The following is an 11,953-nucleotide window of genomic DNA, read 5'->3' on the forward strand; positions in this document are numbered from 1 at the left end:
TCACTGGTCCTTCCCGATCACGAGCCGCTGGATCACGGCCACCACCACGGTCAGCACGAAGAGCGCGACGCCGATGGCGGCGGCGTAACCGAGGTCGAAGTACTTGAAGCCCGCGTCGTAGAGCTGGAAGACGAGCGTGTAACTCGCGTTGGCGGGGCCGCCGCCGGTCATCGTGTAGACGGCGTCGAACACCTGGAAGGAGGCCGTCGTCTCGATCACCGCGAGGAAGAACAGGGCGGGCTTGAGCTGCGGCAGCACGATGTAGCGGAACCGCTGCCAGGGCCCGGCGCCGTCCGTGAGGGCGGCCTCCTCCAGCTCACGCGGGATGTCCTGCATCCGGGCGAGCAGGATGAGCATCCCGTACCCGAAGCGGGACCAGACGCCGACGATCGCGAGCGCGGGCAGCACCAGGACGTCGTCGGAGAGCCAGGAGCCCTCGGACATCCCGAACCAGCCCATCAGGGTGGACCACGGGCCGCCGGTCGAGAAGATCCAGACGAACACGGTGGCGGCCAGCACCAGCGAGGTGACGACCGGCAGGAAGAACACCGAACGGAAGAACTTCGCGCCCCGGAAGGCCCGGCGGGTGATCAGCGCCAGCGAGACGGACGCGATCAGTGTGCCGGGCACGGCCAGCACGGTGTAGAGGACGGTGACCTTCAGCGCCTGCCAGAACAGCGGGTCGTCCCAGAGGCGGGTGAAGTTGTCGAGCCCTATGAAGCTGCCGCCACCGGTGAGCGAGTAGTCCGTGAAGCTCATCAGCACACCGGCGACGCCGGGGCCGAACCGGAAGGCGAGGAAGAGCAGAAAACACGGAAGGACGAAGAGCAGGCCGATCCGGGCCTCGCGGCGCGCCTGCGGCCCGCTGCGACGGCCCCGGCGGGTGGGTTCCGCGACGACTGCCACGGGGATCTCCTTGCGGTACGGGGAAATTGCGGGGTGTACGGTCCCGGCGCGATGCCGGGAGGGACGGGGTCCGGGTCCGGCCCGGACCCCGTGGGAACGGGCTAGCGGCCGAGCATCGCCTGGGCGGCCTTCGCCGAGTCGTCGAGTGCCTGCTGCGGGCTCTTCTTGCCCAGCAGCGCCGCCTGGATCTCGGGCGCCAGCACCCCCATGACCTCGCGGGACTTGTCCTCCAGCGGGCCCACGGTCATGCTCGGCAGCGTGTCGCCGACGGCCTTCTGCAGGGCGTCGCCGGGGTAGAGGTCGCCGCCGGACCTACGGGCGGGGAAGTAGCCCGCGCCCGTCTGGAGGCCGGCCGCGTTCTTCGACTCGGCGACGAAGTTCAGCCAGTCGCCGGTGTTCTTCTTGTCGGCGCCCTTCAGCATCGACAGGGCGCCCACGGTGCCGTATCCGATGGACTCGGTCTCCTTCAGCGGCGGCTGGACGACGATGTTCTCCTTGCCCCAGAAGGGCTCGACATCGGCCGGGGTGTTCTGCCAGGTACAGGCGACCTTGCCCTTGGCGACCGGGGTCTGCTCCAGCTTCGGCGTCGTGGTGACCAGGTCCCTGTCGGTGTAGCCGCCCTCGACCAGCTTCTTCAGGTACGTCAGTGCCTTGACCCCGGCGGCGTCGTTGAACGCGATTTTCTTGCCGTCCTCGGAGAAGACGTCGCCGCCCGCCTGCCACAGCAGCGGGTAGAAGGTCATGTTCAGTGTCTGCTGGGTGTCACCGCTGTAGCTGGTGGCGTAGAAGCCCTTGTCCTTCAGCTTCGGGGCCAGTGCCTCCAGCTCCGCCCAGCTCGTGGGGTAGGAGGTCTCCCCGATGGCGGAGAACACCCGCTTGTCGCAGATCAGCGGGTTGGCGCTGGTCAGGACCGGGGTACCGAGCTTCTTGCCGTCGTACTCCACGGACTTGAGCGCGAAGTCGGTGTAGTCCGCCTTGGCGTCGGCCGGCATGTAGTCGTCGGCCGGGACGATGTTCTTGGCGTACTTGGGCAGCTGGTCCGGGATGAGGTAGACGGCGTCCGGGCCCTTGCCGGAGGCGATCGCGGTGGCCAGCGCGGTGTCGCGGTTGGCCCACGGGAAGGTCTCCACCTTCACGGTGACGCCGGAGTGCTCCTTCTCGAACGCCTTGACGAGACCGTCCCAGTAGGCCTTGTTCTTGGCCTCGTCGAAGATGACGGGGTAGGTCCACATGGTGACGGTGTTGCCGTCGCTGTCGCTGGAGCAGCCGGCCAGCACACCGGTGGCCAGCGCGGTGGCGAGGACCGGGGCGGCGAGGGCACGGACTCTGGAACGGCGCTTCAGTACACGGGACATGAGGGAGTCCTCCGAGGACGTGAGGGTGGTGCCGGGACAAGGGGGTGTCATGCGAGGGGCACCTGCTGGACGGTGCCGGTGTGGCGGGCGCGTTCGGCGGCGAAGGCCGCCAGATGGCTGCCGAGCGAAGTGGCGGGGCCGGAGCGGACGGCCCCGGCATCCCCGGTGGCGACAGCGGTGACGAACGCCTCGACCAGCGCGGCGTCCCCGCCGCCGTGCCCGTCGGCCGCGTTCGAACCGGACTCGCCCAGTTCATGGACGGTCGTGGCGCCCGTCCGGAAGTCCTGCACGGTGACCCGCTCACCGTCACCGCGCAGCCAGCCGTGCGAGCCGAAGATCCGGGTCTGCCGGTGGGTCTGCTCGGTGAACGCCACCATCTGGAAGGTCGCGGTCACCCCGTCCGTCAGCTGCATGGCGATGACCTGGTGGTCGACCACGTCGTTGTCGCTGCGGTATGCGCAGACGCCGTACGGGCCCTCCCGCAACGCCTGTACCAGCCCGGCCTCGTCCGTCGCCTCGGTGACATGGGTGACCGGCCAGACCGCGCCCTTCTCGCGCAGCGTGGGCATGTACAGCTTCAGCGCGCTGTACGGGCAGTCGGACTCCACCGCGCAGTCCAGACAGCGGTCGGCGGACCCGGCCGGGGCGTTCTCCGGCCGGAAGTGCTTCAGCCCGCCGAACCCGGTGACCTGCTCGATCCGGCCGCCCATGACATAGGTGATCCAGTCCAGGTCGTGGCAGGACTTGGCGAGCAACATCGGGGACGAGTCCTTCTCGCTGCGCCACGGGCCACGCACATAGCTGTGCGCGTAGTGCCACCAGCCGACCGGCTCCAGATGATCGAGGGAGACCAGCTGGCCGAGGACGCCGGAGTCCACCACGCCCTTCACCAGGTCGGTGTAGGGCGTGTACCGCATGACGTGGCAGACGGCGAAGAGGACTCCGGCCCGCTCCACGCCCTCGACGATCCGCCGGGTCTCGTCCTCGGTCGGGGCGAGCGGCTTCTCGGCGAGGATCGCGTATCCGGCCTCGGCCAGGGCCAGTACGGGCTCCACATGGAAGCGGTCCTGGGTGGCGACGATGACGGCGTCGGCGATGCGGTTCTCGACGAGCGGCCGCCAGTCGTCGAATGCGACGGGGGCGCCCGCGGCGGCCCGCGCGGCCGGACGCGGGTCGGCGACGGCGACGAGTTCGGCGCGCTCCGGGTGGGCCTTGATCCACTCGGCGTACGTCAGACCGCGGTTACCGGCGCCGACGAGGGCGACCCGTACGGGCCGGCCGGTGATCGGGGTATGCGTGGACACGGGGATTACCTCCTCGGACTCAGTGGTCGGGGCGCTCAGAAGCGCAGATTGGCCGCGGTGTGGGCGACGCGGTCGCCCTCGTCGGGCAGCGCGGTGCGCTCGGTGCCGTTCTCGACGCAGCCGGTGTGCAGCAGATGGCTGCCGGAACCGGCGAAGGCCGCGGGCCGCAGGTCGAGCCCGCCACCGGTGAAGGTGGACCCGGTGGCCCGGTAGCGGTTGGGGCCCTCGGCGAGGCGCAGATGGGCGGTGCCCCCGGGGGCGGTGGAGTCGAGCCCGGTCAGCTGCCAGTCGACGGCGCGGCCGGCTCCGGTACGGGAGAGGAGTGCGCCGTCCTTGTTGGTGCCGTTGATCCGGGTGCCGTCGACCCGCAGCCGCTGGTCCTTCGCCGAGGTCAGCTTCAGTCCCGTGTCGCGGAGTTCGCCGCCGAGCACCGTGATGTCCGTGTGCGCGAGCGAGACGGGTGCGGTGTCCTTCGAGCCGGACAGCGTGCACTGGTCGAGCACGAGGGGCCCGGTGCCGTTGAACACCGCGCCGTCGACGCCCTTGAGCACGGTCCGCGCGATCGTGACCGGGGCGGAGACATTGGCCTGGGTGATCTCGGCACCCGCGGCGAAGGCGAACGAGGAGTCGGCGATCACATTGGGGCGGGTGGAGAGGTCCGAGGCGCGGGAGACGATCAGCGGTCCGGTGGCGGTGCAGCCGCGCAGCTGTACACCGTCCGCGTTGACCCAGAGCATTCCGGAGCCGGCGAGCGACTTCTTGCCGACGACGAGCACGTCCTCCAGGGTCAGATCAGTGATCTTGACCCGGGCCACGAACCAGGAACAGGAGTGCCTGCGGACCGTGATCCGCTTGGCCCTGCCGCCCCACGCGGCACCGGAGTTGGCGAACGTCATCAGCCCGGAGTTGCCGGTGTAGACGAGATCGTGCTCGAACTGACCGTGCGTCACGAACGGGCCCTCGTCGTCACCGTCGCCGTGGCAGTTGGTCACGTAGCAGTACGCGGAGGCCGTGAAGTCGTTGAGGTGACGGGCGTTGGAGGTGTGACAGTCCTCCACGTGCCCGTACAGACAGTAGATCTGCTGGGTGAGATAGCCCGCCCCGCCGTAGGTGACGGACTTGGGGTTGGTCAGCGAGCACTGCTCGGTGCGGTAGTACGTGCACCAGCGGCGCATCACCACCGGCCAGAAGGTGCCGATGGCCTCGATCCCGGAGACGTCGCAGCGCACCGCGTACTCGTACGCGACCGGATGCGAGCCGGTCATCTCGTCCTCGCCCCAGCCCTCGAAGACCATGTTGCGGACGTGGGCGCGGTCGACGGGCTCGATACGGGTCCAGCTCAGGGTGCGCCCCGCGGCCAGGTCCCAGCCGATCTGGTAATTGACCCGGATGTGCGTCGCGTCGACGATCCCGGTGACCTGGACGAGCCGCTGGATCTCCTTCTCGTACTTCCCCGCCAGCGCGTCGCTCTCCACGGCCCACCACTGGCCGACCGCGAACTTCCCCGAGTCGCCGACCTCGAAGAGGTCGGACAGGTCCGGCATCGGCGCGCCCAGCTTGTGGGTGTGCGTGGTGTCGGTGGTGGTGCCGCGGAAGGAGAGGACGGCGCCGAAGGGGTTGTCGTGGGTGTTTTTCTCGATGCCTTCGGTGTGGATGCGGTGGCCGCCGAAGTCGAGTTCGATGTGGGAGCGGGTGAAGAGGTGGCGTCGGGTGAACAGGAGGTCGGTGTGGGCTTCGATGCGGTGGATGGTGGGGTCGTTGACCATCGCGTCGAGTGCGGTGTCGGCGGGGGTTTTGGCGTCGAGGTGTCCGAAGGTGCGGAAGTCGACGGTGCCGGTGTGGAGCTGGTGCCAGCGTCCGGTGGTGGGGTTCTTGGTGGGGGTGATGACGGTGCCGCCGTTGTGGGTGGCCTTGGAGGTCCTGTTCCAGCGGACGGCCATGGCTCCGCCGTCGGCGGGGGTGTGGTGGCCGGCGACGAGGACCACGGTGCCGTCGGGGAGGGGTTTGGTGTTGAGGGCGCGCAGTGCGGTGACGGTGTCGACGCGGGTGACGTCGGCGGGGTGTCCGGGAGCGGCCTGCGCGGAGCCGGAGGCCACGGCCGAACCGGCCACGACCAGACCGGCGAGACCCGAGGCCCGCAACAGATGACGGCGGCTGGACTGCGCGGGAGTGGGACTGGTGGGAACGCTCATGCGGACTTCGCCTTCCGAGAAGTGCCGAAAACGAGGGAGCGTTCCTGCGGGGGACTGCCATGGGGCGGATGGCTCAAAAGGGTCCGGCCGTCGGATGTCCACGACACGATGGGCAGGTGTCGGAAGCGGGCCGGAAGGGGTAAATCGCCGGTGACCTGTGGGTGTCACCGGGGTTGGCAGGGAACCTACGGCCGGTGATGCCGATCGGTCAAGACCTGATCGCGTCGGAATCTTCCCGGGCCGCGTCGGAGGTGTCCTGCGCCGCGTCGTCGATCCAGCCCAGCGACCGGCTGATCCGCCGCGCCGCGTCGCGTACCTGACCTCCCAGTTCCTGGTAGCGCCAGGCCGGCAGGCCGAGCTTCAGTCCGGTGATGCTGACCGCGCCCGCGCACACCGAACGGTCGTCGAAGACCGGCGCGCCGATGCAGATGATGCCCTCGGCGTCCTCCTCGTCGTCCAGGGCGTAGCCGACCCGGGCGATGTCGCGCAGGTGGGACAGGAACGTGGCCGGATCGGTGATGGTCCGTGCCGTGCGGCGGGGCAGTCCGAACCGGTCGATGACCGCGGCGGCCTCGCTCTGCGGCACGGCGGACAGCAGGGCCTTGCCCAGGCCCGTGCAGTGCGGCAGCTCGCGCTGGCCCATCCGCAGGTCCAGTCGGACCCGCTGGTCGAGCTCGACCTGGTCCACCACCACGGCATGCCCGTCCTCGGGCACGGCGAGCCGCGAGGCCATGCCGGTGAGGCCGGTGAGGTCGCGCAGGACCGGGTGGGCGACACCGCGCAGGGACACCTGGGAGCGGGCCCGGTCGCCGAGCCTGGCCAGGCTCATGCCGAGCCGGTAGCGCCGGTTCATTCCCTCGCCGTCGTCCGAGACGAGGCCGTAGGCGCGCAGGGTCTGGAGCATGCCGAAGGCCGCGCTCTTGGAGATGGAGCAGACCTGGCCGACCTCGGTGACGCTCAGGCCGTTCCCCTGCGAGGGGGCGGCGAGCGCTTCGAGGATGTCCGCTGCCCTGGCCACGCTCTTGACCCAGTACTTCGGTTCTTCTTGGGCAGCACTGTTCGTCATAGCAGAACAGCGTAGTGCCTGCCGAGGTCGGAGCGGACCTTCCGTGACCGTGAAGGTCCCGTGAGGGCCCAGGAAAGGCCAGTAATCGGCGTTTTGTTGTCCGGAAGGGGGTTGACCCCCCTCGGAGGCGGACGTAATATCCAGGCACTGTTCTGCTCTACAGAACAGCGTTTTGAAAAACTGAGACGCAGCACCACGAGCACCACGGATCACCCTCTTCCTGCGGCGACTGCCGGGCGGATGGCGCCAGGGACTCACGGGCCGGGCAGGGTCCGCGAAAACCGACGACTCTCGACGCAAGGAGCAAGCACCATGAGTTCAGGCCCGGTGGGCAACGAATCCGGAGCCCGACTCGCCGAGCGCGCCCGCCAGGTCGTACCCGGCGGCGTGAACAGCGGTCAGCGCAGCGTTCCCGGACTGACCGACCTGGTGGTCACCGGCACCGACGGCGCGCGGTTCCGTACCGCCGACGGACGCGAGTACACCGACTTCCACTCGGCGTTCGGCCCGCCGCTGCTCGGCCACAACGACCCCGACGTGGCCCGGGCCACCGCCGAAGCGGGCGCCACGCTCGGCCACATGGGCGTCGGCGTCACCGAGGGCGAGGTCCTCCTCGCCGAACAGCTCACCGAGCTGATCCCCTCGATCGAGAAGGTCCTGCTCACCAGCACCGGCAGCGAGGCCACGTTCCACGCGCTGCGCGTCTCCCGCGCCGCCACCGGCCGCCGCCTCGTGGTCAAGTTCCAGGGCTGCTACCACGGCTGGCACGACTCGGTCAGCCTCAACGTCATCTCCGCCCCGGACAAGGTCGGCGGCCACGACCCGATCTCCACCGGCATCCTGCCCGAGGTCCTCGAAGCCACCCTCGTCCTGCCGTTCAACGACAGCGAGGCCGTCCGCCGCACCTTCGCCGAGCACGGCTCCGACATCGCCGCCGTCATCGTCGAACCCGTCCCGCACAACGTCGGCGCCCTCCTGCCCTACCAGGAGTTCCTCACCACGCTGCGCGAGGAGACCACCAGGGCCGGCAGCATCCTGATCTTCGACGAGGTCATCACCGGCTTCCGGCACAGCATCGGCGGCTGGCAGCAGATCTCCGGCGTCACCCCCGACCTCACCACCCTCGGCAAGGCCATCGCCAACGGCGCCCCCGTCGGCGCGATCGGCGGACGCGCCGACCTGATGGACCTCTTCTCCACCCGCCCCGGCGCCCCCGCGTTCTTCGCCGGTACGTACAACGGACACCCGTCCGTCGTCGCCGCCGCGCTGGCCACCCTGCGCAAACTCCGCGAGGAGCCGGTCCACGACCACGTCTTCCGGCTCGGCGACCGCGTCCGTACCGAACTGACCGCCCTGTACGGACGCCTCGGTGTCCCGGCGGTCGTCACCGGATACGGCTCCGTCTTCGTCAGCTACTTCATGCCGGGCGAGGCCCCCCGTACCTACGCCGACCTCCTGAACAACGACGCCTCGCTCTTCGTCGGCTACCGCCGCAAGCTCCTGGACCACGGCCTGTTCGAGCTGCCGCTCAACCTCAAGCGCAGTCACATCAGCTACGCGCACACCGACGCCGATGTCGACCGCCTGATCGAGGGCACCGAGGCGGCCGTCACGGCGGTCCTCGCCGAAGGCGGCGCCCGCGACCTGGAGAACACCTCCACCATGGGCGGAGCGACCCTCTGATGCTGACCGTCAACCGCACCCGTCCGGCCGGCCCCGCCGGACGCATCACCCGCGTCGAGACCCTGATGCTCGGCACCTCCTGGCGGGACTTCGGCTACGTCCGGGTCCACACCGACGAGGGCCTCAGCGGCATCGGCGAGATCACCCACCCCTACCGGGTAGGTGAGGTCTGCGCCCTCACCGAGGCGCTCGCCCGGCGCCACCTCATCGGCGCCGACCCCTTCGACATCGAGGAGCTCTGGCTCCGCGTCTACCAGGGCGACTTCCTGCGCGGCGGCGACATGGGCGGCGTCGCCCTGTCCGGCCTCGACCAGGCCATGTACGACCTGATGGGCAAGGCGCTCGGCGTGCCCGCGTACCGCCTGACCGGCGGCGCCTGCCGCGACACCGTACGCGTCTACGCCAACGGCTGGTACACCGGCGAGCGGGAGCCCGAGACCTTCGCGGCCAAGGCGAAGGAGACCGTGGCCAAGGGCTTCACCGCGCTCAAGTTCGACCCGTTCGGACCCGGACTGCACGAGCTGGAGCGTGCCGAACTGCGCCGCTCCCTCGACCTGGTGGCCGCCGTCCGCGAAGCCATCGGCCCGGACATCGACCTCTTCATCGAGGGTCACGCCCGCTTCGCCATGCCGACCGCGGCACGGCTGGTGCGCGAGCTGGAGCCCTTCGACATCGGCTGGTTCGAGGAGCCGATGCCCTGGACCCACATCGAGCGGTACGCGGAACTGCGTCAGCGCGCCGCCTTCCCGATCTCCGGCGGTGAGCACTTCCACAACCGCTACGAGTACAAGCAGCTCTTCGCCACCCACGCGGTCGACATCATCCAGCCCGACCTGTCGATGGCCGGCGGCTTCACCGAGGTAAGGAAACTGGCCGCGATCGCCGATACCCACGGCATGCTCGTCGCACCGCACAACTCCAACTCGCCGCTCTGCACCACCGTCTCCGTGCACGCGGCGCTCGGAATCCCCAACTTCAAGATCCTCGAAACCTTCGACGGGCTCCTGGAGCCCTTCGTGTTCGACGCCCTGAAGGGCACCCTGCCGATGGCGGACGGTCACATCGGCCTGCCGACCGCCCCCGGACTCGGAGTCGAACTCGTCGACGAGGTCTTCGAGGAGCACCCGCCCAGCCACCGCTTCTGGAACATGTTCGCGGACGGCTGGGAGAAGCGGAACCGGACATGATCGTCGACGTCCACTCGCACCTCTTCCGGCACAGCCACGACTTCACCGAACCCTTCAGCTCCGACTCCGCCCGCGCCCACGAGGGCGAGGTCGACCTGACGGTGAAGTGGGAGGACTACGCCGCCACCGCGCCCCCGTCCACCCGCACCGTCGTCGTCGGCGGCAAGGCCCGCCGCAGCGGACTCTGGGTCGACGACGCCGCCGTGGCGTCGTACGCCGCGAAGCACCCCGACCGGCTGATCGGCTACCTCTCCCTCGACCCCACCCAGCCCGGCTGGCAGGACGAACTCCGCTACGGCCACCAGGAACTCGGTCTGCGCGGCATCAAACTGATGCCGATGTACGCGGGCTTCGACCCGGCCGCCGAGGAGTACGACGAGCTGTACGCCTACGCCGAACGGCACGGGCTGCCGCTCCTCGTCCACACCGGCACCACCTTCGTGTCGAACGCCCCGCTGGAATGGGCGATGCCCCGCCACCTGGACGCGGTCGCCATCCGCCATCCGGAACTGCGCATGGTCCTCGCCCACCTCGGCCACCCCTTCGAGGGCGAGTGCATCGCGGTGATCCGCAAGCACCCGCACGTGTACGCGGACATCAGCGCCCTGCACTACCGGCCCTTCCAGCTCTGGCACAGCCTGCGGCTGGTCCAGGACTACGGGGTCTTCGACAAGGTGATGTTCGGCAGCGACTACCCGTTCACGACGGTCGACGACTCGGTGAAGGGGCTGCGGGAGATCGCCCGCATTCCCGGTATCCCCGGGCTGCCGCCCCTCGACGCGGACAAGGTGGAGGAGATCATCCACCGGCCGTCGCTTGACCTGCTGGGCCTGAACGGCTGACCGCACCGTTCCCCGGACCGGCGGACCGCGCCCCGCGGCCCGCCGGTTCCCCCGAACGGCCGGGCCGTATCCGACGGCCCGCCGTTCCCGAACGACCGGGCCGCACCCCACGGCCCGCCGTTCCCCTCGACCTGTCGGCCTGGAGCCGGGACGCCCCCCGTCCCCGGGCACCGGCCGGCAGCAGGGCCGCCGCGTCCCCTTCCCTGGTCCGGCGCGGCGGCCCACCTCCCCGTACCGCTCCGCCTGGAGGAACCCGCCATGACCGCAGCCGTACCGCCCCGCGGCACCGAGCGCTTCGACCTCACCGGCCGCACCGCCCTCGTCACCGGGGCCGCCCGCGGCCTGGGCCGGTCCTTCGCCGTGGGCCTCGCCGAGGCGGGCGCCGACGTGGTCCTCGTCGACCTGCCCGGCGCCGACGGGATCACCGAGACCGCGGCGGCGATCGACGCACTCGGCCGCCGGACCTGGACGTACGGGCAGGACCTCGCCGATATCGACGCGCTGGCCGGGTTCGCCGACACCGTACGGGCCGAGACCGGACCGCTGCACATCCTGGTCAACAACGCGGGCACGGCAGCCCTGGAACGCTTCAACGAGATCACCCCCGCGAGCTGGTCACACATCATGCGGGTCAACGTCGACGCGGTCTTCTTCCTCAGCCAACGCATCGCCGAGCACATGACGGCGGACGGCGTCGCGGGCCGCATCATCACCATCACCTCGAAGAACGCCCTGGTGGCGGAGGCCGGACTGGCCCACTACAACGCCTCCAAGGCCGCCGCCCAACTGCTCACGGAAACCCTGGCCGTCGAACTCGCCCCGCACGGCATCACGGCCAACACCCTGGCACCCGGCATGGTCGAGACACCCATCGACGGCGAGTTCCCCTTCGACCGGGAAGCCTTCGAATCCGCGTACCGCGAGCGCATCCCGCTCGGCCGCTACGCGCGCCCCGACGAGTGCGTGGGCGCGCTGCTGCTCCTGGCCTCGGACGCGGGCGCCTACCTCACCGGGGCGCGGATCGTCGTCGACGGGGGAGTCCTCGCCGACCAGATGCCGCGCATGCGGTTCATGCCGCCCTACCGCAACACGATCTGACGTCACCGGTCATCCGGTTCCACGACAACGCGAGGAGCACCTCCGTCATGTCTGTCCCAGCATCGTCACGCCGTCATCTGTTGCGGGCCTCGGGTCTCGCCGGTCTGGTCGTGGCCGGTTCGGCCGTGGCCTCCGGCTCCGCGCAGGCCGCTCCCGGACACCCCGCCGACGTCACCCGCGTCGACACCGTCACCGCACTGCGCGCCCTGAACACCAAACCCCTCCCCGACGGCACCGTGGTCCTCGTCGCCGGCCACCACACCCCCGCCGACGGCGGAGCCATGGCCGTCCGCTGGAACAGGACCTCCAAGGCCACCCAC

The 11,953-nt window shown here is 70.0% G+C and carries 9 protein-coding genes and 1 pseudogene; 5 read left to right on the forward strand and 5 right to left on the reverse strand.

Annotated elements, in window-relative coordinates; translation table 11 throughout:
• The 5 genes from A6A29_RS42810 to A6A29_RS42830 all read right to left on the reverse strand — a co-directional run bounded on the left by A6A29_RS42810 (position 1) and on the right by A6A29_RS42830 (position 6,823).
• Complete coding sequence (locus tag A6A29_RS42810; RefSeq protein WP_073729543.1) at positions 1–906, reverse strand: carbohydrate ABC transporter permease; 906 nt, start codon at positions 904–906, stop codon at positions 1–3.
• Between the two features lie 101 nt (positions 907–1,007).
• On the reverse strand, positions 1,008–2,261 hold the full coding sequence (locus A6A29_RS42815; protein WP_073729545.1) for an ABC transporter substrate-binding protein: 1,254 nt from the start codon (positions 2,259–2,261) through the stop codon (positions 1,008–1,010).
• Positions 2,262–2,308: 47 nt separating this feature from the next.
• Positions 2,309–3,565 (reverse strand): Gfo/Idh/MocA family protein, encoded by a 1,257-nt coding sequence (locus A6A29_RS42820; protein WP_073729547.1) that lies wholly within the window; start codon positions 3,563–3,565, stop codon positions 2,309–2,311.
• Positions 3,566–3,600: 35 nt separating this feature from the next.
• The gene (locus tag A6A29_RS42825) at positions 3,601–5,757 is read right to left on the reverse strand and encodes a peptidase C14 (protein WP_241838860.1); all 2,157 of its coding nucleotides are present in this window, start codon (positions 5,755–5,757) and stop codon (positions 3,601–3,603) included.
• 208 nt (positions 5,758–5,965) lie between these two features.
• Positions 5,966–6,823: an IclR family transcriptional regulator gene (locus tag A6A29_RS42830; protein WP_073729549.1), complete on the reverse strand. Its 858-nt coding sequence runs from the start codon at positions 6,821–6,823 to the stop codon at positions 5,966–5,968.
• 312 nt (positions 6,824–7,135) lie between these two features.
• Between A6A29_RS42830 and A6A29_RS42835 the strand changes: the two genes are divergently transcribed.
• The 5 genes and pseudogenes from A6A29_RS42835 to A6A29_RS42855 all read left to right on the forward strand — a co-directional run.
• Positions 7,136–8,506: an aspartate aminotransferase family protein gene (locus tag A6A29_RS42835; RefSeq protein ID WP_073729550.1), complete on the forward strand. Its 1,371-nt coding sequence runs from the start codon at positions 7,136–7,138 to the stop codon at positions 8,504–8,506.
• Positions 8,506–9,693, forward strand: coding sequence for a mandelate racemase/muconate lactonizing enzyme family protein (locus A6A29_RS42840; RefSeq protein ID WP_073729552.1), 1,188 nt, complete (start codon positions 8,506–8,508; stop codon positions 9,691–9,693). The genes A6A29_RS42835 and A6A29_RS42840 overlap by 1 nt, the downstream gene beginning before the upstream one ends.
• Positions 9,690–10,535 (forward strand): amidohydrolase family protein, encoded by an 846-nt coding sequence (locus A6A29_RS42845; RefSeq protein WP_073729553.1) that lies wholly within the window; start codon positions 9,690–9,692, stop codon positions 10,533–10,535. The genes A6A29_RS42840 and A6A29_RS42845 overlap by 4 nt, the downstream gene beginning before the upstream one ends.
• Positions 10,536–10,793: 258 nt before the next feature.
• On the forward strand, positions 10,794–11,633 hold the full coding sequence (locus A6A29_RS42850) for an SDR family NAD(P)-dependent oxidoreductase (RefSeq protein ID WP_073729555.1): 840 nt from the start codon (positions 10,794–10,796) through the stop codon (positions 11,631–11,633).
• Between the two features lie 47 nt (positions 11,634–11,680).
• Positions 11,681–11,953: pseudogene (locus tag A6A29_RS42855) on the forward strand (peptidase C14); the annotation flags it as partial.

The organism is Streptomyces sp. TSRI0281 (assembly GCF_001905125.1).
In the GTDB taxonomy this organism is placed as follows: Bacteria; Actinomycetota; Actinomycetes; order Streptomycetales; family Streptomycetaceae; genus Streptomyces.